Here is a 26,360-nt window from a genome sequence, read left to right on the forward strand (position 1 = left end):
GTAAAACGTTAGTTAATTATATTCGTGATATATTTTTCGATGACTAAGGCTGTTGTTCCGATTTGTTGTGCTCTTTTGTGCAAAGTGGAAATGGCTAAAGTTGTTTTTCTTGAAATCTTCGGAATGCTATATTCATTAACCGCGACTTGGATATGAGGTGCCAGAATATCCCCGATTTCTGCACCACGGCCACTGATGATTATTTTATCAGGATTTAGAATGTGTATTAATGTTGAGATTCCCTTGCCAAGCAAGTAGCCTACTTTCCCGATATTGTTGATCGCTACTTGATCTCCGATTTGGACAGCTTCAATTAATGCGTCAATTTTATTGATATGTTCATTCGCTAGTTTATCATAAATAGAATATTCTCCGTTTTTTATATCTCGCTCTGTATTTCGAATGGCTGCGCTAATGGAAGCTTCGACTTCAAGACATCCTCTTTTGCCGCATGAACATAATGTCAGCGTATCCGAAAGAGGAATATGGCTAAATTCACCGGCATAACCCGAGGTTCCTTTGAAGATATCGTCATTGATAAGTATTCCCAAGCCTACTCCCCAATTTAGATTGATAACGAGTGAATGAGATGAATCTTTAGCTTCACCAAACTTTCGTTCAGCTAAGGCAATGCAACGTGAATCATTGTCAATAATGGCCGGAACCTTAAATTTTTGCTCAAATAGTTTTCGAATGTTATATAAGGGTGAATCTTCATTATATGATTCATTGAGGCCCGTTTCTGAATCTACAAATCCCGGCATGCTTATTCCAATACCGATGACTTGGTTAATATCAATTTGATTTGAAATGATGAAACTGTCTAAAGCTTCAAGAATGGAATCCGTCGCATTTTTATCTCTGAGATCTATCGGAATATTGTTCTGAGACGAGATGGTTTGAGCCTTAAGATTTGAAGAGGATATGGACGTATAGAATTGATCGATCGATACGCTAATAATACTTTGCTGTAAATTTTCATTAAGCATGTATTGTATGGCTTTTCTGCCACCTGTGGAAGCAGCGTAGCCTTTCTCGACAATGACATTTCTTGTCAAGAGATCATTGATCTGTTTAGTGACAGAGGGGATGCTTTTCGATAAAGAGTTTGCTATATCTGCAATCGGTTGCATCGGTCTATAATACAAAATTCTCAAAATTTCGCCGCCCATAATTTAGTTCAATTGTATTAATATAAATATTGGTTTATCTAAGTTTAATAATGGCCGACAACAACATTTCTTGTCGGCTTGGTCTTTCATAGTTACTTGCTTAAAGGAGATCAATATGTTTGACTTCTAATAAGCATTGTATATTAAAGATAAGAACACTTTGTGTTAAGTTCAAAATTCTTTTTAAAATTTTTAAAAAGAATTTAAAGATGATGTGTTTTTAATCAAAAGAAGGCTCTTTTTTTATCCGGAGAAGGAATGCTTAATTTCGATTGTAACGAAATCGCGATAATTTAAGTGAGATTTATGGCGAATTTTGGTTTTATGATCTCTAAGGGCATTTTAAACTAGCATATAAAAAAAGCTCGGTATAAAACCGAGCTCTTTTAAATATAGGCTAACTTGCCCTTTTGTAAACAATCTAAGAAACGATCAGCTATTTGACGTCCCAGAAGATTTTAGTTGTTCTTGTATCGTTTGCTTTAACAGCATCGTAATTAGCACTATTATTTGAAATCTCTTGGGTAGGATACAGTAAACGTTTAGGAGGATTTGCGTAATTAGCCAATCCAGCCACAGGGTATGTCAATACTGGATATCCTGTACGTCTCAATTCAGCCCAAGCTTGTTGTGCCTGTAAGAAACCATAATGTAGCCATTTTTGAGTCCATATTAATTCTAGGTTCTTTGCTTGAGTTGTTGAGAAGCTGATAGTCGACTTGTCTACAAAGTCATTGATGACGTCATCTGTAGGTTTTTTCTCTGTTTTCAGTCCTGAAGTATTTAAATTATTTAAATAATAATAGAAAGAAACGGATTGTTTAACAGCGACATCATAAGCATCTTTAGCCGCATTACTTGCTCCCCATCTTAATAGCGCTTCAGCTTTATTGAAATTGGTTTCAGAAGCAGTAATGACAATTCCTGGCAAAGCATTGTTGTCGAAGATAGTTGCCGAATCCAACACAGCGTAGTCTTGATAATTCTTCTCCATATCCGCCGAAGTAAAGGTAATTGGCATTGCTCTATACTCTTTGTTCTGAACGAACTTACCGTTTATTGTTTTTCCAAATTTGTCATAAAGTACAGGGATACGTGGATCTTTCGCTGGCAACATTACTTTGTTCAACATATGATCTGTTGCGAATTGATTGGGACCTTCAATCAAGGCCTGTCTCAACGTTCCTGTATAGTTGGTTAGAGGCTGCAATAAGATGTCTTCATTTCTAGGGTTGTAGTTTGCCGTTGCGCCACCATCTGCCAATGGATATTGTGTGGGGTTATTCAGCATTTCGAGTACTTCAGTTCTTGCTTTTGCCTCATCAACAAAAGAAATACGCATCAATAGACGCAGGCGAAGTGAATTGGCATACCTACGCCATTTTGCAACATTACCGCTATTTAAGATATCGTATTTTGAAAAATCAGGATTGGTAGTTGCTGTTGATAAGTACGTGTTGATATTTTTCAATTCGCTGATGAACTGATTGTATAATTCTTTTTGCGCATCAAACTTTGGCTTAATAATCGTACTTGTTGTTGGTAGACTACCGGCTTCACTGAAAGGGATATCTCCAAAGTTGTCAACAAGTTTAGATGCTTCGTCAAACAAAACAATTTTGCCAGTCTGGATAAAGATCTCTTTACTTGCTTTCTCCGCTTCAGGAAGTTCAGCATATGCTTTTTCCATGCTTCTTGTAATACCTAGTACACCAGGGGCATAAAAATCCGTCCAATATGCATAAGAGTAGCTATCGTTCGGCTGATACATGGTATTTGACGGATAAAAAGACGCTGTCTGCGTATATACTGCCTGATTGGACAGGATAAATGTACGGTAGTGGTAATAAGCTGGTCTTACACGATCATTATTTAGCATTTCGGCAAAGAACGCCGGAATATTTGCTTTTGTCGATGCATCTGGGTTTTGAAACTTGTCGTCAAGTTGTGATTTACAGCCGACCATCGTCGATAGGGCCGAAACCAAAGTTAATATAGAAAGAAAAGTTTTTTTCATGATTCTCGTGGGTAAAAAATTAAAAATTAGCATTCAATGAAAAACCGAAACTTCGGGTAGCAGCAGATGAACCAACGTCTACACCTTGTGCCCACCATTTGTTTCCTACTGGAGCTTCAGGATCAAGATTTTTCAATGTGCGGTAGAAGTAGAATAGATTCCTGCCCAACAAAGAAACCTTTAAATTGTTAATTTTAAGTCTTTTGGTGAAGCTGTCCGGAATACGGTAACCAACAGACAATTCTCTTAATTTGATAAAGTTGTTGTCGTATACAGCACCTTTTTCAGTCCAAGAATCTGCACCCCATCCGAAAGTGTTCATGTAGTACTCTGCAGCACTCAAATGCACATCGTTTGCTTTTCCTGTATTGGCGTTAACCCCTTGCAAAGTCACCCCATTTTCGCGGTATGGTAAGGTGTTTTCATATAGACCCGCACTCATGCCGTATTTGAGGTTTTCGGATACCATTTTACCTCCAAAACGATAATCAGCAGTAAAGTCTAACATAAAGTTTTTATAGGTAAATGTATTGGTCCAGCCCCCGATCGCTTTTGGCATAATGTTGCCAGCATATTTGTACTTGGTTTTGTCGATTACATAAAGTCCATCGTCCGAAATCAAGTTATTGCCGTTTTGATCTTTTGCAATGTCATAAACGTAAATATTTCCTAATTTCTCACCCTCTTTTGCGGTAATCTTCAAAGAGTTTTCATCGGCAGAGTAGAATACCAATTCTTCAACACCTGGTGCTAGGGTTTTAACAGTCGACTTATTAAATGAATAGTTCAGTCTAGAATTCCAGGTAAAGTTTTCATTTTGAATTGGCGTACCGTTGATGGAAAGCTCCAAACCGTTATTGGCAATTTTTCCGATATTCAAAATTTGGGAAGTTGCCCCTGTAGAGGCTGGTGTTGTAAGTCCTAAGATCTGATCATCGATATAATTGTTATAGTAACTAACATCTAATCCTAATCTATTTTTTAGAAACTTCAATTCCATACCTACCTCAACCTCATATTTACGCTCAGGACGTAGATTGAGATTTCCATAATTGTTTCTGTAGGTCAATGATGGAACAGCGCCATTGATTGTCAATAATGGATTCTGGTTATAAGCGATATTTGCTTCGTAGATTGCAGCATCATTACCAACAATACCGTAGGAAGCACGAAGTTTACCGTAGGAGAACTTATCCGACTTGATATCGAAAGCATCGCTGAAAATAAAGCTACCGCTAACGGAGCCATAGCGATAATTATTGTTCGATGAAGGTAGTGTAGAAGAGTATTCAGAACGATAAGTACCGTCTAAGTAAGCAAATCCTTTATAGCCAATATTCAAGGAACCGAAGTAGGCATATTTTAGCATTTCCTTTCTGCTATTTGAAGTTGTTGCCTGCGCGTAACTGTTGCTTAAGCTAAACCAGTTTTCGGTAACAAGACCACCTGCTGTACTTGAAGATTGATCATCATAACGTTCTGATCTCGATTGGAAGCCCACGCTCGCTGAATAGTCAAAATCTGCATTGATTTTGTTGCTATAGGTTGCCATTACATCACCATACAGAATTGAATAGACTCCTTTTGAAGTAGCAAAGCCTCCGGAACTGCTGGTAGTTGAATTGTAAGCTGTTGCGTATTCGTTGTATTGCTTGTTGATGCTCGTTGCAGAAGTTAAGTCATTACCGATTCTTCCGCGGAGTTTCAAGTGATTTACAACATCCCAGTTTAATGTGGCACTTGTCAAAATCCTATTTTCGGTCTCATCATAACTGTTTTTGTATTGATTCCAAAAATAATCTAAGAGGTTGGAAGCCCGCATCGTGTATTTGAAATCTTCAGGACGTCCTGTTCCAAATTTGGAATATTTGTAGCCATCAGTGGTTTGATACGCATTTTTCATTGCAGACATATCTTCTGTTCTGCTGAAAAATCCGTCAAAACTTCCAAGTACCTGACCCAACAGATAGGTTCTGTTATGGGTGTTGGTATTGATAAAGTTAGCGACGATATCGGTTGATAATTTGTCGCTAAGTTTTAGCGTGCTATTGAGATTGAAGGTATTTCTGTTCTGTTTACTACCAGGGCTTGTACTTTTATAGTCCATTCTGGTCGCACTCAAACGGTAGTTAATTTTCTCCGTTTGGTTTGAGATACCGACGTTAATATTGGAATTGTAGCCTTTGTCAAATACGTCGTAGTAGTTGTTTTCACGTGCTTTGTATTGACGTACCTGTCCGTCCCACCACATAACATCTTCGCCAGTGAATTTTGGACCAAAACTTCCGTAGGATCTATAGTATGGTCTTCTTCCTGATGGAGAATTAGCATCTGTAAACCAACCTTCGGCAGATGCGCCGTTAGCGATGTTTGTCGCGGCATCGTAGCCAGGTCCATAAATATTTTGGAACTTCGGTAAAAAGGCTGCTCTTTCGATTGATCCATTATAGTTGAAGTCAATTCCTAGACCTCTACCTTTTGTGCCTTTCTTTGTTGTAATAACAATTACCCCACTTGCAGCGTCCGAGCCGTACAATGCACTGGCTGCGGCACCTTTTAAGATGGAAATATTGTCGATATCAGCTGGGTTGATGTCCAGCATACCATTACCTCTAATACGTTGATCGTCCCAATAATTATTATTGTTTGCACCAGTCGCACCACCTTGTTGATCGTTACGGATGATGATACCATCGACAACATAGAGGGGCTGGCGTTGATAGTTTAATGAATTGATACCACGGATTTGAACGTTAACCGCACTGGCAGAACCACCCGGAGCAGTGGTAATTTTCACACCTGGGGCTTTACCGTATAGTGCTGATCCAAAGTTGGTGTTACCCGCTTTGGTAATTTCTTCTGCTTTGATATTGCTAACTGCATATCCTAGCGCCTTAGATTCGCGCTTGATACCCATCGCAGTTACAACAACTTCATCTAAAGCTGAAGCGTCCTCAGTTAAGGAGACTTTAATCGATTTAGCGGAAGTAACCGTAATTTCTTGCGTGTGGTAACCGACAATAGAAACACGTAATACTTCTCCTGGAGCGGCTTGAATCGTAAAGGTTCCGCTTGCATTTGTTTGCGTTCCTTTGGCAGTACCCTTAACAGAAACTGTCGCTCCTGAAACAGGACCTTTCGCGTCTGTTACTGTACCAGTAATGGTTTGTTGTGCGTAAAGCGAGGTGGCGCTAAATAGCGTGCACAATGCTATACCTGTTGCTTTTTTGTAAAATAGACTCATTTTTTAATGATTAGTATGAATTACAATAAGTAAATGATTAGTGTGGTTATTTATTGAATTAAAATTTTATTGATATGGTTTTCGACTACAATTGCTGCAGTGCCTTTGATTTGTGCGTGTTTGTTTAAAGCTGACATCTGGATATTCGTTGTTTTTGCAATCTCGGGGATACAAAATTCATTGATGGCAATTTGTATTTGCGGATTCAGAATCCTTCCTAATTCTGCACCTCTTCCGCTGACAATAATTTGTTTTGGATTAAGAATATGGATAAGTGTTGATATACCTTTACCTAGCATGTAACCTATTTTTCCTAAATTATTGATCGCGATTTGATCGCCTACATTCGACGCTTCAATTAAAGCATCTATTTTGTTGAGATTGCTTTTTACGAAGGTGCTGTAAATTGAATATTCGTTATTTTGGATATCAGCTTCCGTGCTTCGAATGGCAGCATCCAACGACGCTTCCACTTCAAGGCACCCTCTTTTTCCGCAAGAACATAAGGTGTTGTCATCCGAAAGTGGGATATGGCTAAATTCTCCCGCAAAACCAGACTCTCCTTTAAAAACGGAGCTATTAATAATAATACCCAATCCTACTCCCCAATTTAGGTTGATAATCAGCGAATGATCAATACCCTTAGCCGCCCCAAACTCTTTCTCTGCTATAGCGATACATCTGGAGTCGTTTTCTATGACAGTAGATAGCTGATATTTTGCTTCTATGCTATCTTTTATGCGATATAGCGGATGATTATGGGGATAAGATTCATTGACACCCAGCTCGGAGTTTACAAATCCCGGCATGCTAAGACCAATGCCAATTATTTTATTGCTATTGATTCCCGATAATTCTAAAATCGATTCAATTTCACCCAATAGTAAATCAGAAGAATTGCTAGCCTTTAATTCTAAAGGAATATCGCGGTGTTCGATGACTTTTTGCTGATTGAGATCGGTAATGGTAAATGTAGAGAAATGCTGATCGGCTGAAATCGTTAAAATATAAAAATTCAGCGCTGGATTAATTGCGAACTGTAAAGGACGTCTTCCACCAGTGGATTCTGCAAAACCACATTCAACAATTATCTTTTCTTCGAGTAAACGATTGATTATTTTTGTGATGGAAGGTGTACTCTTGGCGAGTTTTTTGACCAACTCTGCAATAGAAAGCGCAGAATCAAAATAAAGGTTTTTCAGTATTTCTTTTTCCATCAGTTTGTGTGGTTTCTAAAAGTTGATTAAACTTTTGTTAAAGATATGTTAAATCGTATGTAAGATCAAAATACTTTTTAAAAAAATTTAAAAAGTTGCCGTTGTGCTTTGTCTTTTTATTTTTTCTATAACAATAAACCTTCCTGTTTATGCCATTAAATTGTGGACTGCGCATAAAAATGAAGGGTAAATACGTTATATTTACCTTTTAATTATACAATCTGATTATGAAACAACGCTATTACTCCTTGGATGTATTTCGTGGAGCTACTGTGGCACTGATGATTATGGTGAATAATCCGGGTACATGGGCTCATATGTTTGCACCGCTAAAACATGCAGAATGGCATGGATGTTCACCTACAGACCTGGTTTTTCCCTTTTTTCTTTTCGCAGTAGGTAATGCCATGTCTTTTGTTATACCTCGTTTACAGGAGGCAGGACCTGCAGTATTTTGGCAAAAAGTAATTAAACGGACGATCTTGATTTTTGCGATTGGACTTTTCATCAATTGGTGGCCTTTTGTGAAATGGGATGGTGCGGAGCTGGTTTTTAAACAATGGGTGGACGGAACGGATCCGAGCCGGGGAATTCGGATTTTCGGTGTGCTCCAACGCATCGCAGTCGCTTATTGTTTTGCTTCGATTTTAGCTTATTATTTTAAAGAAAAAACGATTATCTGGATCTCGGCAATCATACTGTTGTTATATTGGGCAATCTGTGCAATAGCCGGAGGAGCAGATCCCTATAGCTTGGAGGGCTGGTTCGGTACAAAGTATGATATAGCAATCCTAGGTTTGCCGCATGTTTACAAAGGGGAGGGGGTGCCATTTGATCCTGAAGGGCTGATGAGTACCTTGCCGACAATTGTTCAGGTCGTCTTTGGCTATTTAGTTGGTGTATTTATTAAAAAGCAAGGTCAGGTGGATTGGCTGTGGACGAAAGTGCCGGCCTCAAGTGAGCCTCATTTTAAATTGCTGGCGGGAATGTTTGTGACCGGATTTATTTTGGTCGTATTGGCTTGGATATGGGCCTTGGGTTTTCCGATCAATAAAAAAATATGGACGAGTTCCTATGTGCTCTATACAACAGGTTTGGCAACCATGACACTAGGTGGTATGATCTGGTTTATTGAAGTGCAGGGGGTGAAAAATAAATTGACACAGTTTTTTGATGTTTTTGGTAAAAATCCGTTATTCATCTTTGTCTTGAGCGGTGTTCTACCACGCTTTTTGGGATTGTTCCGCATTCCTGATGGCGTAAAAGAGGATGGTACACAAAAATACCTCGACGCTTTTGCCTGGTTTTATAAATATGTTTGCGCGAAAGTGCCTGGGATACCAGAAGTTGGTTCTTTTGTTTATTCACTATGTTTCTTAACGTTGATGTGGGTAATCTGCTATTGGTTGGATAAGAAGAAAATCTACGTAAAGGTTTAATAGTGGCTGAACCTTTGCTTATTAAATTATTTTGGCAACCGAAGATTTTTGCTATCTTTGCAGCCAATTAATAAAATTTTTAACGCTTTAATATTATTCAGGAAATGTATTTAAGTAAAGAGTACAAAGCTGATATCTTCGCAGAATTTGCTGGATCAGCTACAAACACAGGATCTACTGAAGGTCAAGTTGCTTTATTCACTAAGAGAATTGCTCACTTAACTGAGCACTTGAAAAAAAACAGAAAAGATTTCGGTACACAACGTGCCCTACAAATGTTAGTAGGTAAACGTCGTTCATTATTAGCTTATCTTTACAAAAAAGATATCAACCGTTACCGTGCGATCATTAAAGGTCTAGGTTTACGTGATATTATCAAATAAGCTTTAATACAAAGGTGTTAAGAAAGCCATCCAATTTTTGGATGGCTTTTTTTATTGTGTTTATCGTGCCCGAATTGTTATTGTATTTTTCGCGTCAGCATGGTCGTTTTCTGTTCGTCATGGCCTTTTGTAGTTGTTCAGGACTTTCTTAGGTTAGCGGACGACATTGGCCTATTTATCCCTTACTTCAGTTTCACTATTTAGTCTTTATTTAATCGCTTTTTCCTCGGAGCTTGCTCGCTATTTCTTCGCTTCCAACCGAAGAAGTACCGAACAAGCTCCGAACAAGTACCGAAGAAGCACCGAGGAATCTCCGAAAATGATAGCCATGTTTTATACTTGTCTTATATTGTTTTATACTACGCGACAGGCTAGATTCCTCGTTATAATTGATAAGCCTTTGGAAGCCTTTTTCGAGAAATAAGAGAACTTGAGAAGACTTCAATTGATTCATTGCTTGACAGATTAAGGCGGTTGCTGCCGTATTACGATGGTTTGATGATTTAGCCTGCTGTTAATTGCATTAATCTTAATATTTTAATTTACCTTTGTGCTGAAATCTAATGTATTTAAAATATTGGCATGCTGCCAACACGATGAAAAGCATGTCGCAAACAAGATTAAATGAATTACAACGAAATTAAAACAACCATCGATATGGGTAATGGCACCCAGATCGAATTGTCTACAGGTAAATTGGCAAAACAAGCCGATGGTGCTGTAGTATTAAAACAAGGTGATACGATGTTGCTTGCAACGGTCGTTTCAGCTAAAGAAGCGAAATCTGGGGTTGATTTTTTACCTCTTTCTGTAGATTATCAAGAAAAATACGCGGCAACTGGCCGTATTCCAGGAGGTTTCTTACGTCGTGAAGCTAGACTATCGGATTATGAGGTATTGATCTCACGTTTGGTAGACCGTGCATTACGTCCTTTATTCCCTGAAAACTATCACGCAGATACACAAGTGGCAATTAGCTTGATCTCTGCAGATAAAGATATTATGCCTGACGCTTTAGCAGGTTTGGCTGCTTCTGCAGCTATTGCTGTTTCTGATATTCCTTTTAATGGACCAATTTCTGAAGTTCGCGTTGCGAAGATTGACGGTCAATTGGTGATCAATCCAAAATTATCTGAACTTGAAAAAGCAACTTTAGAATTTATCGTTGCTGGTTCTGCACAAGATATTGGTATGGTTGAAGGTGAAGCGAAAGAAATTTCTGAAGCTGAAATGGTGGAAGCAATTGCTTTTGCTCATGAAGCGATCAAAAAACAAGTTGCTGCTCAAGTAGAACTGGCTAACTTAGTTGGTAAAACGGTTAAACGTGAGTATAACCATGAGCCTGAAAACCTTGAATTGAGAGATGCTATTTTTGCCGCTACTTACGATAAGGTTTACGCTATTGCAAAATCTGCTTCTGCAAAACATGACCGTTCTGAGAACTTCGCAAAAATCGCGGAAGAGTACAGAGCAACAATGCCAGAAGAATTGGATGATGATACAGCTTTCTTGTTTAAAAAATATTTCCACGATGTTCAGTATGATGCTGTTCGTAACCTTGTCTTAGATGAAGGAATTCGTTTAGATGGCCGTGATGTACGTACTGTACGTCCGATCTGGTCTGAAGTGGATTACTTGCCTGCTGCACACGGTTCGGCAGTATTCACACGTGGTGAAACACAATCATTGACTTCGGTTACTTTAGGTGCTAAAGACGATGAGCAAATGATCGATGGTGCTTTTATCAACGGTTATAACAAGTTTATTCTTCACTACAACTTCCCTGCATTCTCTACAGGTGAGGTAAGACCGAATAGAGGTCCAGGTCGTCGTGAAGTTGGTCACGGTAACTTAGCAATGCGTTCATTGAAACAGGTACTTCCTGCAGACAGTGAAAATCCATATACGATCCGTGTCGTTTCTGATATTCTTGAGTCAAATGGTTCTTCTTCTATGGCAACTGTATGTGCTGGTACATTAGCACTTTTGGATGCCGGTGTGAAATTGAAAGCGCCAGTTTCAGGTATTGCCATGGGATTGATTTCTGATGAGAAAACAGGTAAATACGCGATCTTATCGGATATCTTAGGCGATGAAGATCACTTAGGTGATATGGACTTTAAAGTAACTGGTACGGAAAATGGTATCGTTGCTTGTCAAATGGACTTAAAAATCAATGGTTTGAAATGGGAGGTGTTGACACAAGCTTTGGATCAAGCAAAAGAAGCGCGTTTACACATCTTGGGTGAAATGAAGAAAACAATTTCTGCTCCTCGCGAAGATTACAAACCACATGCACCACGTATCGTTCAATTGTTGATCGATAAAGAATTTATTGGCGCTGTAATCGGACCAGGTGGTAAAATTATCCAAGAAATGCAACGTGAGACCGGTGCTACAATTTCGATCGAAGAAGTTGATAATAAAGGTGTTGTTCAAGTATTCGCAGATAATAAAGCGGCTATTGATGATGCAGTAGGTCGTATCAAAGCGATTGCTTCTAAACCAGAGATTGGTGAAACTTACGAAGGTAAAGTGAAATCAATTATGCCATTCGGTGCTTTCGTTGAAATCATGCCTGGTAAAGACGGTTTATTGCACATCTCTGAAATCGACTGGAAACGTCTTGAAACAATGGACGGTATCTTCAAAGAAGGTGATAAAGTAACGGTTAAATTGTTGGATATCGACAAACAAGGTAAAATGAAGCTTTCCCGTAAAGCTTTATTGCCTCGTCCGCCGAAAGAAGACAAACCAAAGCAGGATAAACCTGCTGGCGAAGCTCCTGTAGCTGGTGCTGGTCAAGAATAAGTTTATTCTTTAAATGATATGAAAAGCTCGCTTTACGCGGGCTTTTTTTATGGAAAATAAAACTTAGCTGCATCTTTATCCTATGAAAAGTATACTTCGTTTGCTTCTTTTGAAATCCAGTCCGATTCTGGTGTTTGTCCTCATTCATGTGTCAGTTTATGGTCAGCGGTCTTTTGGGGATAAATTTCAGAAGCTGTCTGCCACTGTACAGCATTATGCACATAAAAATAATATGATTTTGCCCAAGGGGCATTATGAGTTTTATAAACTGGATCGTGCCATTTTGTGGTCCTATAAACAGGATTTATTTTGGCCTCTTAATAGGTTAATCTTAAAGGATAAAGCTATCAGGGATTCAATGACAGACGAGCTTTACATTAATTTTGATCGGGAATATAACCGCTTTGTGATGGATGTGTATGAAAGCCCTTATAAATTTAACGAGGCAAGACCATTTGAAGCACTTTCCGTGCAAGGTTCATTCAGAGGTGGGATGTCATCGCTTGTGGAGCGTTTGTCCAAGTTTTTATTGGATCATCAAGGACGCTGGGGCCTCGATCTGTCTTCTTTTACCTTATATATGGATCGGGAGCTTAGTGATGTGCCCTTAGCATACGATGGTGAGCCAGAAGTGGTGAAATTGCTCAAGCAATTTTTTGAGGAGGCCAAGATTCCCCATAAACCCGGTATTTACTATGGGAACCCGATGTACTGTTCGTATCGATTTGACTGGGTGACTAATAAAAATAAAGAGATTACACTCGATTGCTCGGCATATAATGACTATTTTAATATACTGTTTAGTGAAACGAAGTTATATGCGCTGGGCGGGACATGGGATAGCATGAAGGGACAAATGTCTTTTTTTTATGATCGTAAGAATAGCTGGAAACAGTTTGCTGCCCGGCGGGATGTCAAACGAATTTTGGATTTTTTAAAGGAGGAGACTGCTGTTAATCTATTGAAACTACATCATGATAGTAAAAGATTTAGTGGCGATTATTGGCTGGATGTTGCGGTGTTGAAATAAGGGGGGGTATTTTAAGAAGGAAATAGAAACAAATCAGGCTGTCAATTCGACAGCCTGATTTGTTTTTTATAACATGATAACACCTTTTATCTTCGCTACTTCTTTGTAGAAGTAGATCACCTGATCGGCGTCTTTAACGTTCAAGTTTACCGTAATTGAAGTATACTTACCTGTTTTGGAATCCTTAAAATCAAACTGTGCACCTGTGTCATCAAATACGCTCTGGATCTGATTGAAGTGGTCCTGATCTTTTGGTAAGATAAATTTATACGTATAGTCCTTTGGAAATGTTTCTAAGTCTTCCAAACGCTCTTTAAAAGTTTCATAGAAGTCTTTTGGATTATCACCTCCATCAGGGATATCTTGTATATTGATGTTTTTGTAATCTGCCATGTTTTGTTTCTCCTTAAATATGTTATTAAGGTATTAACAAATATTAATCCAGTAATGTTTTACTGACAATTTTTCAGTTAATTATTGTCAATGCTTGAAGGCCAATCGGCTTTGTTTTTACCAAAGTTTTTGTGTGGCGTAGCACTCATCTCGATTTCCATCTGTCCACCTGCTAAAAGCTGCGCATGTGTAATGAACGTTTTGGCGTAAGGCTGGCCATTTAATTTGATTGATTTGATATATGGATTGGCTTTGCCTTGGTTTTTAACATCGATCGCTAACGTTTTGCCATTCGGTAGATTGATATTCGCATGTTGCATCATCGGCGAACCGAAGACATAAACACCACTCATTGCATTTAATGGATAGAAGCCCATTGCCGAGAATACATACCATGCGCTCATTTGTCCGACGTCATCATTTCCACATAGACCAGCTGGACTGTTTGTGTAAAACTCAGTCATCGCTTTACGGACTAAGGCTGCACCTTTCCAAGGTTGTCCCGCGTAAGCATACAAGTAGGGGATATGGTGATTTGGTTCGTTACCTTGCGCATATTGGCCGATTAGTCCTGAAATATCCGGTGAAGCTTCACCACCAAGATCCGATGACATGGTCGTAAAATAATCCAGTTTTTTCAAAAATTTCTCCTCGCCACCGAAAAGATTGATCAGCCCTTTGACATCTTGGGGTACTAACCAGGTGTATTGCCATGCATTACCTTCGCAATAGTCATTCTCGCGGTGTTTGGCCATGAGGGGGTCGAAAGGTCTGCGGAACTCGCCATTGGCTTTTTTACCGACGAAATGACCTACCTCTTTGTCAAAATATTGCTCGTATAGTTTGTAGCGTTTTTTGAAATAAGCAGCGTCTTCTGTTTTACCCAGTTTTTCGGCAATTTTATAAGCACCGAAGTCAGCAATCGCATACTCTAATGCCCATGCTACAGACTCATTAGGCATGCTGTCGATAGGAATGTAGGTCAGTTCACGCGCATATTTCAGACCGTGATCATTACCCATTGCTGTGGTCTTAACAGCTTCCCACATCAAAGGATAGTCTTTCTCGTCAATAATTCCTTTTAAGAAGGCGTCAGCAATCACTGGAATTGCAGGTAATCCAACCATTGTATTGGTTTCATTGCCTTGTAAGTGCCACATGGGTAATTTACCTTGTTGTTGATAGATCGCCAACATGGTTTTGATAAAATCCTGGTTGATTTTACGGTCCTCCAAGATCGTCATCAAAGGATGAAGACCACGGTAAGTATCCCAAAGCGAAAATACCGTATGGTTGACAAAATCCTGTTTTTCATATACTTGTTTGTCAGTCCCTAGGTAATCGCCATTTGCATCGTTGAAGATGGTAGGAGCGAAGTAGGTGTGGTATAATGCCGTATAGAAGATTGTCTTCGTATCTTTGTCGGCTTCAAATTGAATCTTATTTAAGGTTTTGTTCCAACGCTGATCGGCTTCTTGTTTTACTTTTTCAAAATTCCAGCCCGGGATCTCTGCATTGATATTATTCAGGGCATTGGTCGAGCTTACTGGAGAAATACCGACTTTAAGTTCGATGGTTTTGTTTTTAACAGCATCAAAGAATAAAGCCGCTTTTATCGCCTGTCCTTTAAATGTTGTTTGGCCTAATTTTTCTTCTTTACCGTCGAAAAATCTTACTTTCTGTATCGGTTGGGAAGTTCTGATGGCAAAATACAATTTTTGGTCAGCTGCCCATCCTGTTGAAAAGCGGTAACCAACAAAGGTCGAGTCGTTCACCTGTTTGATGTAGGTGTCTGTCGGTTTATCCCAATTGATATGGTAGCCTAAGTCGACCAAAATATGCGCATTGTCTGTTTTTTCATAGCGATATTGGTGATAGCCAACACGTTCGGTTGCTGTCAGGTTGGCCTGTACCTGATAGTCATCTAAATAAGCGCTATAGAATCCGGGTTTGGCAACCTCATTTTCCTTTTTGAAGGAAGAGCCATAACCTGTATTCATTTTATTGAATTCCGCTGGCGTTAATTGTAATTTTCCGTTGGCTGGAACGATCATGAGGTCGTTGAGGTCACCGATACCTGTTCCGCTCAGGTGGGTATGGGTAAAACCCAAAATTTCCTGGCTTTTGTAATTGTATCCACTGCACCAGTCCCATCCGTTGAACTTGTCCCAAATCTGTGGAATTTGGGTAGGCCCCAATTGTACTGCACCTAAAGGTACGTTGGCACCAACAAACACGTGGCCATGATCCGCGGAACCAATAAAGGGGTTGACATATTGTGTAAGATTTTGCTGGGCTTGCGCACAAAATGGCAAAATTAGTGTTCCCAACACTGTTTTGAGTAGTTTATTTCCTGTCATAGGTTTTTGTTCGGGTATTTGAAAACTGCTTAAAATTAGTAAATAAAACCTTTTAGCGCAATTTTATTATTATTTTAGTAAATTGTCGTTAAATTTTTTACTTTAGTAATCTTCGTAATAAAAAACTTAACAAACCTACTACTACTACATGAAGAAACGTATTCTGATCAGTGATATCGCAAAGGCCTTGGGGATTTCTGTAACTACTGTGTCCTTTATTTTAAATGATAAGGCAAAAGAAAAGCGTATTAGTGAGGCTTTGACTAAGCGGGTTTTGGACTATGTCAAAAAGGTCGGCTATAAGCCCAATGAGTTGGCAAAAAGTCTCCGCACAGGGAAGACGAAGATTCTAGGTTTGATTATCGAAGATATTTCCAATCCTTTTTTTGGGAATATAGCACGCCTGATCGAAAGTAAGGTCTATGAGCAGGGCTATCGTATTATTTATTGTAGTACCAACAATGATGTAGAAAAAGCGAAGGAGTTGATCCAGATGTTTTACGATCGGCAGGTGGATGGTTTTATTATTACACCTTCCGATGGTTTGGAAGATACCGTAAAGCAGTTACAGCAGAATAATATCCCGGTTGTGCTCTTCGACCGATATTTTCCGGGGCTTGAAACAGACTATGTTGGGGCCGACAATTTTCAGGGGGCCTTTGATGCAAGTAACCATTTGTGTCAACAAGGTTATAGACGTATCGGATTTGTATCGCTCTACTCGGATCAAACTCAAATGAAAGAGCGTTCAGATGGCTATATGAAAGCTATGGATAATAATAAGCAGCAAAGTTTTATCCAGAAGATCCAAATGGATGCTTCGGATGAGGAGGCGATGGAATCTTTGCGGGAGTTCATCTGTGAAAACAGGCTGGATGCTGTTTTGTTCTCCACTAACTATTTGGCGATTTCGGGCTTGAAGGCCGCTAAAAAGTTCAACTTTACGATGCCAGCAGTCATTGCTTTTGACGACCATACAGTTTTTAAGTTGGTAGAACCTGCTATCACAGTTGTTTCGCAGCCGATCAAGGACATTGCTGAGAACCTGATTAATATTTTGTTGCTTCGTCTTCAGGGTAAAATAAAAGCAACACGTAGAATGGTGTTGCCTTGTGAACTGAAAGTTCGTGAGTCGACTAAAGTGAAAGTTACTTCGTAGTATCGGCTACAAATTTCATTGAAATAGAATTAACGCAGTGACGCGTGTTTTTTGTCGTAAAGCCTTCTCCGAGGAATACATGGCCTAAATGCGCGCCACATGTGCTACAAAGGATTTCAGTGCGGCGACCATCGGCATCGGTGATCCTTGTAATTGCTCCAGGAATCTCATCATCAAAACTTGGCCAGCCACAGCCAGATTCAAATTTCGACTCCGAACGGTATAGCGGGCTGTCACAACGGCGGCAGATATACGTTCCTTTGAGCTTATTGTCTAAAAGTTCACCCGTAAAAGGCCGCTCAGTTCCCTTGTGTATAATAATGTATTCCTCTTCTTTACTTAGCGGGTTGTATTTTTTGTTTGTTTCCATGGCTGTCGTATGTTAGTCGTTGATTTTGACAGGAGCGGTCGACTGGGATCAATCTATTCCTTTATATAAAAGAGCATCTCTATAAAAGTAGTATCATCCAGATTCTTTCCTTTTCAGTCTGGGAATTGATCCTGGCCCAGTCTCCATTCATCTTGATAAAGTTACGGAAATTAAGTCGAAAAAAAACCTTTTGTGTCTTCTGCGATCTGTTATTTTGAATATTTTAAATTGTCATGGAATTGTCTTATATTTGGGTAGCTATTCAAATGAAAAGTTGTAGTGATGGAACCACTTTAATAGCGTAATGTTGTTTTTATCCTTGTTTAAACGCATTTGTTTAGAATGATTATAAATTGATATTAAAGGTCACAAAATTGTCAGCGATTTGTTAATAAATCATACTTTTGTGGCATTGTTAAGGGGGTAGTGGCTCCTTTAACCATGGGAGTTAATTTTTTACATTCACAAATAAATAGTATAAAGTGCTAAATATGAGAACTATCTCATCCGTTTTGGGAAGCCTTGCGAGGGTGGTGTCAACGAGTTTGATGCTATTATTTGCCGTTACGACGTTGCATGCGCAAGATGTCAAGGAAGGTGAAAAAATCTTCAAATCTAGGTGTACATCCTGTCACGCCATTGACAGAAAAGTAGTTGGTCCTGCTTTAAAAGGAATTACAGAAAGTAAAGATGAAGCTTGGTTAATCAAGTGGGTCAAAAACTCTCAGGTTCTAGTGAAAGCTGGTGATCCGGATGCTGTTGCAATCTTTAAAGAATACAACGGCCTGGTGATGACGGCCTTTACTGATTTATCTGACGATCAGATCAAGTCGGTATTGTCGTATATCACAGATGCTTCTAAGGAGAAACCGAAAGAGGCTGCTGCTGGTGGTGCTGCTGCTAAAGATGATAACGCATCTATGTTCATGATTTTGGGCTTGATCGCAGTTGTTGTTTTGGCGGTTGTGGTTATCGTGGTGTTGAATCGTGTGATCCGTACCTTAGAAAATGTTATTGCTAAAAACCAAGAAGCTATTGCTGCGCAACAAGAGCCAGAAGATAGTCAACGTTTTGTGAAGTTTGCGAAAGCATTCGTTAAGAACAAGAAGTTGGTTGGCTTTACAGTCTTAATGTTGGTTGCTTTATTAGCTGTCGGTGGTTGGAAAACTATGTGGAACGTTGGTGTTCACCAGGGCTATCAGCCGGTTCAACCAATTAAGTTCTCTCACCAAATCCACGCTGGTGTTAACAAAATTGAGTGTCAATACTGTCACGGTGGAGCGTTTAAATCTAAAAATGCGTCTATTCCATCGGCCAACGTATGTATGAACTGTCACAATACAATCACTGCTTCAGAGCATTATGATGGTGAGATTTCTCCGGAAATTGCTAAAATCTATCGTGCATTGGATTGGAATCCAGATACGCGTACTTACGGTAACAATCCAAAACCAATTCAATGGGTTCGTATCCACAACTTGCCTGACTTTGCTTACTTTAACCACTCACAACACGTTGTGGTAGCTGGTGTTGAGTGTCAGACTTGTCACGGTCCTATTCAAAATATGGAAGAAGTATACCAATACTCTCCATTGACGATGAAATGGTGTGTTGATTGTCACAAAAAGACAGATATCAAATCGGATAACAAATACTATGAAGATCTGATTAAAGCACACGAAAGAATTAAGAAAGGTGAGAAAATGACTGCAGCCATGATCGGTGGTCTTGAGTGTGGTAAGTGTCACTATTAATAATTATTTGAAATACGCAATCTTATATACAGCTTAAATGGATAGCAATAAAAAATATTGGAAAGGTTTGGAAGAGTTAAATCAAACTCCTGCTTTCGTTGAAGGAAGCAAGGGTGAGTTTGCCGAATCTATTCCTGTAGAAGATGTATTAAACGAAGCTGGCTTGAGTACAAAAACTCCTCGCCGTGACTTCTTGAAAGCATTAGGATTTGGTTTGGGTGCTGTTTCTTTAGCGGCTTGTAACCGTACTCCTGTGCATAAGGCAGTTCCTTATTTGATTAAGCCTGAAGAGGTAACTCCAGGTATCCCTAACTACTATGCTTCGACGTTCAATGGTCAAAGCATCTTGGTTAAAACTCGTGAAGGTCGTCCAATCAATGTTGAGCCTAACCCGAATGCAATTGGATTGAACCAAGGTTTGGATTCAACTACAGCTGCTTCCGTATTGGATTTATACGATGAGTCCAAATTGAAACAGGCGCAATTGAAAGGTCAAGATGTGGAGTGGTCTAAATTGGATGGGGAGGTTGTTAAAGCTTTAAATGCAGCAGCATCTTCTGGTAAACAAATCACGATCGTTTCTAACACCGTAAACAGTCCTTCTACATTGGCGGCTATCGCTGCTTTTGCAACGAAATTCCCTACAGTTAACCATGTACAATACGACGCTGTATCTTACAGCGGTATTATCGAAGCAAATAAAGCTTCTTTCGGTAAGGCTGTAGTTCCTTCATACAATTTTGAAAAAGCAAATGTGATTGTTTCCGTTGCGGCTGATTTCTTAGGAACTTGGTTGGCAGGTGAGGAGCATACACAGCAATACGCGAAAAATCGTGATTACAAATCGTTGAAAAACGGAAAAATGTCGCGTCACGTGCAATTTGAGTCTGGTCTTTCCATGACAGGTACAAATGCTGATGCACGTATTGCTATCAAACCTTCGGAAGAGGGCGCTACCTTGATCGCTTTATATAATGCAATCACTGGTCAGTCATTGGCTGGTGCTACTGCAAACAAGAAAGCACAAAAAGGTGTGGCTCTAGCTGCGAAAGAATTGCTGAACAGCAAAGGTGCAGCAGTTGTTGTTGCTGGTTCTAACGATGTCAATGTACAGGTATTGGTGAATGCAATCAACGTTGCATTAGGTGCTTACGGTACAATCATCGATTTGGATAACTATTCTAAACAATACCAAGGATCGGATTCTTCGTTCCAAGCTTTCTTAGCTGCGGCGAAATCAGGTCAAGTTGGTGTTGCGTTCTTCTTGAATAGCAATCCAGTATATGACTACTTTAAAGCAGAGGATGTAAAAGCAGCATTGAAACAAGTTCCTTTCACCTTATCGTTTTCGCAACGTGCGGATGAAACGGCTTCTGAATTGACTGCGATCGCTCCAGCAAGTACTTTCTTGGAATCTTGGGGTGATTCGAATCCAAAAGAAGGATTGTTCTCGATCGTTCAACCAACAATCAATCCTGTTTTCAAAACACGTCAAGTTGAACAAAGCTTGTTGACTTGGGCAGGAAATGATACGGATATGTACAACTTTGTTAAGAACTTGTGGACTACACAAATCTTAGCTGGTTCTACGAAAAACTGGGATGCTGTATTGCAAACTGGTTTCGAATATAAAGGTGCTAAAGCGGCAACAGCTCCTGCGTTTACAGGAAATGCAGCTGCAGCAGCTTCGGCAATTGAGGCATCAAGCAAAGCGATTACAGGTGAGTTTGAGTTGAAACTTTATGAGCCTGCTGGTCTTCGTGACGGTCGCTACGCAAACAATGCTTACTTACAAGAGTTGCCTGACCCAGTTTCTAAAGTAACTTGGGATAACTATGCTGCTCTTAACCCGAAAGATGCTGAGAAATTAGGTTTGGGTGAAGACGGTAAAGTAACTGTAAAAGCAAATGGTGTTGAATTGGAATTGCCAGTTGTACAACAACCGGGACAAGCACAAGGAACAGTTTCAGTTGCTGTAGGTTACGGTCGTACAAAAGTTGGTAAAGCAGGTAATGAAGTTGGTAAAAACGCATTCCCATTTGCCTCTATCATCAATGGTACAGTACAAGGTGTTGCTAAAGCAACTGTAGCGAAAGCATCTGGTACTTACCAATTGGCACAAACACAGACACACCACACGATCGAAGGTCGTAACGTTATTCGTGAGACTACTTTTGCGAAATATTTGAAAGATCCTAACTCTGAGGCAGGCCGCTTTACAGATAATCACAAAACATACGATTTGTGGAACAAATATGAGCAACCAGGTCACAAATGGGTGATGGCGATCGACTTGAACGCATGTACAGGTTGTGGTGCTTGTATTGTTGCTTGTAACGTAGAAAATAATATTCCTGTTGTAGGTCGTGATGAGGTTCGCCGTCGTCGTGAAATGCACTGGTTACGTATTGACCGTTACTATACGATCGAAGGAAAAGATCAAGATCTTACAAAAGAAAAAGAAATTGCGAGAGCTTCGGCTGATTTAGATTTCGAAGATATCACTGTTGTTCACCAACCGATGTTGTGTCAACACTGTGGTCACGCACCTTGTGAAACGGTTTGTCCAGTATTGGCAACAGTACACTCTTCAGAAGGTTTGAACCACATGGCATATAACCGTTGTTTCGGTACACGTTACTGTGCGAACAACTGTCCTTTCAAAGTTCGTCGTTTCAACTGGTTTGCATACTGGAATGATTCACGTTTTGACAACTACTTGAACAATGAGTTCACACAATTGGTATTGAATCCAGATGTTGTTACTCGTTCACGTGGGGTAATGGAGAAATGTTCAATGTGTATCCAACGTATTCAAGCAGGTAAATTACAAGCTAAGATTCAAAATCGCAAAGTTAAAGATGGCGATATCCAAATGGCTTGTCAACAAGCATGTTCTGCAAATGCAATTATCTTTGGTGATGCAAATGATCCAGAATCAGAAGTATCTAAAGCATTACGCAACGAGCGTGTTTATTACGTACTTGAGGAAATCAATGTTCAACCGGGTATCGGTTATATGACAAAAGTTAGAAACACTTTTGAGGCGTAATCTTGTACAATATTTGAAATAAAAATACTATGTCATCGCATAACGAATCAATATTAAGAGAACCATTAATGACCGGTAAGGACATTACGTATGCAAAAATTACGGATGATATCTTACTACCGGTTGAAAATAAACCGAATAAAGCATGGTGGATTGGTTTTACCGTTGCTGTATTAGGTGCTTTATTATGGGTAGTTAGCGTTAGTTATACCTTTTGGACAGGTATCGGCGCTTGGGGTCTGAATAAAACTGTAGGCTGGGCTTGGGATATCACCGACTTCGTATGGTGGGTAGGTATCGGTCACGCGGGTACGTTGATTTCAGCTGTATTATTAATCTTCCGCCAGAACTGGCGTAATTCAATCAACCGTTCTGCAGAGGCGATGACGATCTTTGCGGTAATCTGTGCGGCTACATACGTTGTAGCTCACATGGGTCGTCCTTGGTTGGCTTATTGGATTTTCCCACTTCCAAATCAATTTGGATCACTTTGGGTAAACTTCAACTCTCCTTTGGTATGGGATGCGTTTGCGATCTCAACTTACTTTACAGTATCCTTGGTATTCTGGTACTGTGGTTTGTTGCCGGATATTGCAACAATTCGTGACCGTGCTACTGGATTAAAACAAAAAATCTATTCTGTATTATCATTCGGATGGAATGGTTCAGTTAAGACTTGGCAACGTTTTGAAATCGTGTCATTGATCTTGGCAGGTATCTCTACGCCGCTTGTACTTTCTGTACACACGATCGTATCCATGGACTTTGCCACTTCGGTTATCCCTGGATGGCATACAACGATCTTCCCTCCATACTTCGTGGCGGGTGCGATCTTCTCTGGTTTCGCGATGGTACAGACGTTATTGTTGATCTTACGTAAAGTAATGAACTTTGAGAACTACATCACGATGTTCCACATTGAGTCGATGAATATCATTATCATGACAACGGGTTCTATCGTGGGTGTGGCTTACTTGACTGAGTTGTTTATCGCAATGTACTCTCGTTCAGAATACGAAATGTATGCTTTCGAGAACCGTATGTTGGGTCCATACGCTTGGGCTTACTGGTCAATGATGACTTGTAACGTAATTTCTCCACAGTTATTCTGGTTCAAAAAAATCCGTACAAGTATTCCTATCTCATGGATCTTATCGATTGTTGTAAACATCGGTATGTGGTTTGAGCGTTTTGTAATTATCGTGACTTCATTGCACCGTGATTACTTGCCTTCATCTTGGGCAATGTTCTACCCAACTTGGACAGACGTAGGTATCTTTGTAGGTTCAATCGGATTATTCTTTACATTATTCTTGTTGTTCTTACGTTTCTTACCAGGTATCGCTATCGCCGAAGTGAAATTGTTGTTGAAATCATCTTCATTACAACATAAAACTAAATTGGCTCAAGAAGGCGCATTCCCTGAGGAACAAGTGAAGTACTTCCAGGAGTCATTAGAGAAATATGATTCAGTGACAGAAGAAGAGATTAAAGAATTATCAGTTAGAAAATAATCAGCAATGAACAATACAAAATATATATTAGGTAGTTTTGCGGATCCCGATGAAATGATGCATGGGATCGACAAATTGCAAGCAAACAATATAAGTATTTACGACTGCTTTACTCCGATGCCTATTCACGGCATCGAAGCAAAGCTGGGTGTGAAACCTTCTCGCTTGCCTATCGCAGCATTTTGCTTTGGAGCATTAGGAACGACATTAGGTTTTAGTTTGTTGTATTATACAATGGCATATGATTGGCCGATGAATATCGGTGGTAAACCATCTTTTGGTATGCCAAACTTTGTTCCAGTTACATTTGAGGTTACCATCTTATTGTGTGCCTTGGGTATGGTTGCCACGTTTTTCTTCCGTAACCACTTATTTCCGGGACGTGCACCTCGTGTAATGGACTTGAGAGCAACAGATGATCGTTTCATCCTTGCAGTAGATGCCAAAGAAAATACAGATCACGCTTTGATCGATAGCTTATTGAAAGAAGCTGGAGCTGTTGAAGTTAAGTACAATGATAGAAAATATGTTAGCTATGAATAAGAAGAATTTACTTGGAACGCTATGCGCAGCTGTGGCATTGACAGCACTTGTTTCTTCTTGTGGTGACAAAACAACTCGTAGTACAGGTTTAGAGTTTTCTCGTAACATGTACGATCCGCTTGCTTTCAATCCGGATCAACCTAATGCGAATTTTGCTGATGGAAAAACAGCACAAACACCTCCTAAAGGTACAGATCCAATTGGTTTCACTCGTTTTGAATACGCCAATACATTAGAGGATTATGAACGTGCAGGAAGAGAAGTAAAAAGTCCTTTGGTCGTAAATGCCGAAAATCTTGAAAAAGGTAAAGCTTTGTTCACCACTTACTGCTCGATATGTCATGGAGTAGAAGGTAAAGGTGATGGTCCTATCACAAAAGACCGTAGCGTGACTGATTCAAGAGGTACTCGTCAATTAGAGAACTTTCCTCCGCCACCATCTTATCACAGAACAGATGCGGCGAGCTCTTCACGGGGTGGTTTGATGGCTGACTTGACTGATGGTAAAATTTACCATACAATTTATTACGGACACAACTCCATGGGATCACATGCATCTCAATTGTCTCCAGAGGAGCGATGGAAAGTTGTTATGTATGTTCACGAATTACAAAAGAAATAATCTAACATCAGATATATAAATGGGAACTCACAGTCATCATCACGATTATAATTTCAACGAGCGATACGAGTTTGCTGGCAAAGCTAAAATGTTCAGTATTGTCGCTGTTGTACTAGGCGTAGCTGCTGTAGCTTTCGGGTTGCTTTCGGGCGATCACGTTACTGTAGAGCGTACTTATGCCAACTTGTTATTGATGGGTTATTACTTTACATGTGTATGCGCAGCTGGAACATTCTTTGTTGCCTTGCAATATGTAACACAATCTGCATGGTCTGCAGGTTTGGTACGTATACCTCAGGCTATGGCGAGTGTTTTACCAATTGCATCATTAGTTTTATTAGTTATTGTAGGTTTAGGTTTAACCACGCATAACTTATATCACCACTGGAATGCAGATGGTATCACTGATCCGCATAGTACAAATTTTGACCCTATTATCGCAGGTAAATCTGCTTATTTAAATGTTCCATTCTTCTTGATCCGTCAGGTGGTATTTTTGGGAACATATAGCATTTTTGCTGTTATTTTTGCGAAACTTTCTTATAAAGAAGATTTGGAAGGAGGATTGGCTTCTTATAAAAAGTCATTCAAATTGTCGGCAATCTTCTTAGTTATCTTCGGTTTTACTACACCTATCTGGTCTTTCGATACAGTAATGTCTTTAGAAGCACACTGGTTTTCAACGATGTTCGGTTGGTATAACTTTGCAGCAATGTGGGTTAGCGGTATTTCATGTATCACGATCATCGTTGTTGTATTGAAGAAAGCTGGTTATATGAACTGGGTAAACGAAAATCATTTACACGATTTGGGTAAATTGATGTTCGGTTTCTCGATCTTCTGGACTTACGTTTGGTTTGCACAATTCATGTTGATTTGGTATTCAAACATGCCGGAGGAAACAGTTTATTTCTACAAACGTTGGGAACCTGAATACAAACCTTGGTTTTGGTTGAGTATTATCATTAACTTTGTGGCACCATTGTTACTATTAGTGGATCGCGATGCTAAACGTAAACAAAATGTAATGTTGTTCGTAGCGATTCTATTATTGGCTGGTCACTGGCTAGATTATTATATCATGATCATGCCTGGTACTGTTGCTGAACATAGAGGATTTGGTATCATTGAAATCGGAACTGCACTTGGTTTCTTAGGTTTGTTCATCTTCTTAGTGATGAGTAAATTGAGTAAACAAGCATTGGTGCCTAAAAATCATCCTTTCTTGGATGAGAGTTTGCATCACCAGATATAGTTTCACTTTTAAAGGAAGGTTACGT

General features: G+C 39.6%; 19 protein-coding genes. 11 read left to right on the forward strand and 8 right to left on the reverse strand.

What is annotated here, in order from left to right:
- Positions 1-8: 8 nt before the first annotated feature.
- The 4 genes from B4Z47_RS23095 to B4Z47_RS23110 form a co-directional block, all read right to left on the reverse strand.
- Positions 9-1,172: an ROK family protein gene (locus B4Z47_RS23095; protein WP_286727998.1), complete on the reverse strand. Its 1,164-nt coding sequence runs from the start codon at positions 1,170-1,172 to the stop codon at positions 9-11.
- Between the two features lie 436 nt (positions 1,173-1,608).
- Positions 1,609-3,189, reverse strand: coding sequence for a SusD/RagB family nutrient-binding outer membrane lipoprotein (locus tag B4Z47_RS23100; protein ID WP_286727999.1), 1,581 nt, complete (start codon positions 3,187-3,189; stop codon positions 1,609-1,611).
- A gap of 19 nt (positions 3,190-3,208) precedes the next feature.
- Positions 3,209-6,433: a SusC/RagA family TonB-linked outer membrane protein gene (locus B4Z47_RS23105; RefSeq protein ID WP_075991032.1), complete on the reverse strand. Its 3,225-nt coding sequence runs from the start codon at positions 6,431-6,433 to the stop codon at positions 3,209-3,211.
- A gap of 50 nt (positions 6,434-6,483) precedes the next feature.
- Positions 6,484-7,650, reverse strand: a complete 1,167-nt coding sequence (locus B4Z47_RS23110) for an ROK family protein (RefSeq protein WP_286728002.1) — start codon at positions 7,648-7,650, stop codon at positions 6,484-6,486.
- A 227-nt stretch (positions 7,651-7,877) separates the two neighbouring features.
- On the opposite strand from B4Z47_RS23110, the gene B4Z47_RS23115 reads away from it, so the two are divergent.
- Positions 7,878-9,089, forward strand: a complete 1,212-nt coding sequence (locus tag B4Z47_RS23115) for an acyltransferase family protein (protein WP_070563519.1) — start codon at positions 7,878-7,880, stop codon at positions 9,087-9,089.
- 104 nt (positions 9,090-9,193) lie between these two features.
- A complete protein-coding gene (rpsO, locus tag B4Z47_RS23120) occupies positions 9,194-9,472 on the forward strand; it encodes a 30S ribosomal protein S15 (RefSeq protein WP_046674145.1) in 279 nt (92 codons plus the stop codon).
- A 211-nt stretch (positions 9,473-9,683) separates the two neighbouring features.
- Here the strand turns inward: rpsO and B4Z47_RS23125 are convergent, their stop codons facing one another.
- A complete protein-coding gene (locus B4Z47_RS23125) occupies positions 9,684-9,926 on the reverse strand; it encodes a hypothetical protein (RefSeq protein ID WP_139144929.1) in 243 nt (80 codons plus the stop codon).
- 170 nt (positions 9,927-10,096) lie between these two features.
- On the opposite strand from B4Z47_RS23125, the gene pnp reads away from it, so the two are divergent.
- Together pnp and B4Z47_RS23135 are read left to right on the forward strand one after the other, a co-directional pair.
- Positions 10,097-12,283, forward strand: coding sequence for a polyribonucleotide nucleotidyltransferase (pnp, locus tag B4Z47_RS23130; protein ID WP_286728004.1), 2,187 nt, complete (start codon positions 10,097-10,099; stop codon positions 12,281-12,283).
- A gap of 82 nt (positions 12,284-12,365) precedes the next feature.
- Positions 12,366-13,313, forward strand: a complete 948-nt coding sequence (locus tag B4Z47_RS23135; protein ID WP_286728006.1) for a hypothetical protein — start codon at positions 12,366-12,368, stop codon at positions 13,311-13,313.
- Between the two features lie 66 nt (positions 13,314-13,379).
- Here the strand turns inward: B4Z47_RS23135 and B4Z47_RS23140 are convergent, their stop codons facing one another.
- Both B4Z47_RS23140 and B4Z47_RS23145 read right to left on the reverse strand, forming a co-directional pair.
- Positions 13,380-13,706 carry a DUF493 domain-containing protein gene (locus tag B4Z47_RS23140; protein WP_070563528.1) on the reverse strand — a complete coding sequence of 109 codons (327 nt, stop codon included), beginning with the start codon at positions 13,704-13,706 and terminating at the stop codon, positions 13,380-13,382.
- A gap of 77 nt (positions 13,707-13,783) precedes the next feature.
- Positions 13,784-16,066: a GH92 family glycosyl hydrolase gene (locus B4Z47_RS23145; RefSeq protein ID WP_286728009.1), complete on the reverse strand. Its 2,283-nt coding sequence runs from the start codon at positions 16,064-16,066 to the stop codon at positions 13,784-13,786.
- 148 nt (positions 16,067-16,214) lie between these two features.
- Here B4Z47_RS23145 and B4Z47_RS23150 point away from each other — a divergent pair, with 148 nt between their 5' ends.
- The gene (locus tag B4Z47_RS23150; protein ID WP_112373823.1) at positions 16,215-17,225 is read left to right on the forward strand and encodes a LacI family DNA-binding transcriptional regulator; all 1,011 of its coding nucleotides are present in this window, start codon (positions 16,215-16,217) and stop codon (positions 17,223-17,225) included.
- On the opposite strand, the gene B4Z47_RS23155 is transcribed toward B4Z47_RS23150, so the two are convergent.
- On the reverse strand, positions 17,215-17,595 hold the full coding sequence (locus B4Z47_RS23155; RefSeq protein ID WP_046674140.1) for a methionine-R-sulfoxide reductase: 381 nt from the start codon (positions 17,593-17,595) through the stop codon (positions 17,215-17,217). The two genes, B4Z47_RS23150 and B4Z47_RS23155, sit on opposite strands and share 11 nt — an antisense overlap.
- Positions 17,596-18,086: 491 nt before the next feature.
- Between B4Z47_RS23155 and B4Z47_RS23160 the strand changes: the two genes are divergently transcribed.
- The 6 genes from B4Z47_RS23160 to B4Z47_RS23185 are packed head-to-tail and all read left to right on the forward strand — an operon-like array spanning position 18,087 to position 26,335.
- Positions 18,087-19,349, forward strand: coding sequence for a cytochrome c3 family protein (locus B4Z47_RS23160; RefSeq protein WP_286728011.1), 1,263 nt, complete (start codon positions 18,087-18,089; stop codon positions 19,347-19,349).
- Between the two features lie 37 nt (positions 19,350-19,386).
- Positions 19,387-22,401 carry a TAT-variant-translocated molybdopterin oxidoreductase gene (locus tag B4Z47_RS23165; protein WP_286728013.1) on the forward strand — a complete coding sequence of 1,005 codons (3,015 nt, stop codon included), beginning with the start codon at positions 19,387-19,389 and terminating at the stop codon, positions 22,399-22,401.
- A 29-nt stretch (positions 22,402-22,430) separates the two neighbouring features.
- Positions 22,431-23,915 (forward strand): NrfD/PsrC family molybdoenzyme membrane anchor subunit, encoded by a 1,485-nt coding sequence (gene nrfD, locus B4Z47_RS23170; protein WP_046674137.1) that lies wholly within the window; start codon positions 22,431-22,433, stop codon positions 23,913-23,915.
- Positions 23,916-23,921: 6 nt separating this feature from the next.
- Positions 23,922-24,458, forward strand: coding sequence for a DUF3341 domain-containing protein (locus tag B4Z47_RS23175; RefSeq protein WP_070563542.1), 537 nt, complete (start codon positions 23,922-23,924; stop codon positions 24,456-24,458).
- The gene (locus B4Z47_RS23180) at positions 24,442-25,080 is read left to right on the forward strand and encodes a c-type cytochrome (protein WP_286833372.1); all 639 of its coding nucleotides are present in this window, start codon (positions 24,442-24,444) and stop codon (positions 25,078-25,080) included. The genes B4Z47_RS23175 and B4Z47_RS23180 overlap by 17 nt, the downstream gene beginning before the upstream one ends.
- A 19-nt stretch (positions 25,081-25,099) precedes the next feature.
- Entirely contained in the window at positions 25,100-26,335 is a 1,236-nt protein-coding gene (locus B4Z47_RS23185; protein WP_070563545.1) for a quinol:cytochrome C oxidoreductase, read from the forward strand.
- Positions 26,336-26,360 lie beyond the last annotated feature (25 nt).

Source organism: Sphingobacterium sp. UBA2610, from assembly GCF_002339225.1.
Classification (GTDB): domain Bacteria; phylum Bacteroidota; class Bacteroidia; order Sphingobacteriales; family Sphingobacteriaceae; genus Sphingobacterium; species Sphingobacterium multivorum.

What these genes read in the sequence shown, in the direction of transcription:
- B4Z47_RS23095 (WP_286727998.1), bottom strand. Translation starts at nt 1,172, where the DNA reads ATGGGCGGCGAAATTTTGAGAATTTTGTATTATAGACCGATGCAACCG.
- B4Z47_RS23100 (WP_286727999.1), bottom strand. Translation starts at nt 3,189, where the DNA reads ATGAAAAAAACTTTTCTTTCTATATTAACTTTGGTTTCGGCCCTATCG.
- B4Z47_RS23105 (WP_075991032.1), bottom strand. Translation starts at nt 6,433, where the DNA reads ATGAGTCTATTTTACAAAAAAGCAACAGGTATAGCATTGTGCACGCTA.
- B4Z47_RS23110 (WP_286728002.1), bottom strand. Translation starts at nt 7,650, where the DNA reads ATGGAAAAAGAAATACTGAAAAACCTTTATTTTGATTCTGCGCTTTCT.
- B4Z47_RS23115 (WP_070563519.1), top strand. Translation starts at nt 7,878, where the DNA reads ATGAAACAACGCTATTACTCCTTGGATGTATTTCGTGGAGCTACTGTG.
- rpsO (WP_046674145.1), top strand. Translation starts at nt 9,194, where the DNA reads ATGTATTTAAGTAAAGAGTACAAAGCTGATATCTTCGCAGAATTTGCT.
- B4Z47_RS23125 (WP_139144929.1), bottom strand. Translation starts at nt 9,926, where the DNA reads ATGAATCAATTGAAGTCTTCTCAAGTTCTCTTATTTCTCGAAAAAGGC.
- pnp (WP_286728004.1), top strand. Translation starts at nt 10,097, where the DNA reads ATGAATTACAACGAAATTAAAACAACCATCGATATGGGTAATGGCACC.
- B4Z47_RS23135 (WP_286728006.1), top strand. Translation starts at nt 12,366, where the DNA reads ATGAAAAGTATACTTCGTTTGCTTCTTTTGAAATCCAGTCCGATTCTG.
- B4Z47_RS23140 (WP_070563528.1), bottom strand. Translation starts at nt 13,706, where the DNA reads ATGGCAGATTACAAAAACATCAATATACAAGATATCCCTGATGGAGGT.
- B4Z47_RS23145 (WP_286728009.1), bottom strand. Translation starts at nt 16,066, where the DNA reads ATGACAGGAAATAAACTACTCAAAACAGTGTTGGGAACACTAATTTTG.
- B4Z47_RS23150 (WP_112373823.1), top strand. Translation starts at nt 16,215, where the DNA reads ATGAAGAAACGTATTCTGATCAGTGATATCGCAAAGGCCTTGGGGATT.
- B4Z47_RS23155 (WP_046674140.1), bottom strand. Translation starts at nt 17,595, where the DNA reads ATGGAAACAAACAAAAAATACAACCCGCTAAGTAAAGAAGAGGAATAC.
- B4Z47_RS23160 (WP_286728011.1), top strand. Translation starts at nt 18,087, where the DNA reads ATGAGAACTATCTCATCCGTTTTGGGAAGCCTTGCGAGGGTGGTGTCA.
- B4Z47_RS23165 (WP_286728013.1), top strand. Translation starts at nt 19,387, where the DNA reads ATGGATAGCAATAAAAAATATTGGAAAGGTTTGGAAGAGTTAAATCAA.
- nrfD (WP_046674137.1), top strand. Translation starts at nt 22,431, where the DNA reads ATGTCATCGCATAACGAATCAATATTAAGAGAACCATTAATGACCGGT.
- B4Z47_RS23175 (WP_070563542.1), top strand. Translation starts at nt 23,922, where the DNA reads ATGAACAATACAAAATATATATTAGGTAGTTTTGCGGATCCCGATGAA.
- B4Z47_RS23180 (WP_286833372.1), top strand. Translation starts at nt 24,442, where the DNA reads ATGTTAGCTATGAATAAGAAGAATTTACTTGGAACGCTATGCGCAGCT.
- B4Z47_RS23185 (WP_070563545.1), top strand. Translation starts at nt 25,100, where the DNA reads ATGGGAACTCACAGTCATCATCACGATTATAATTTCAACGAGCGATAC.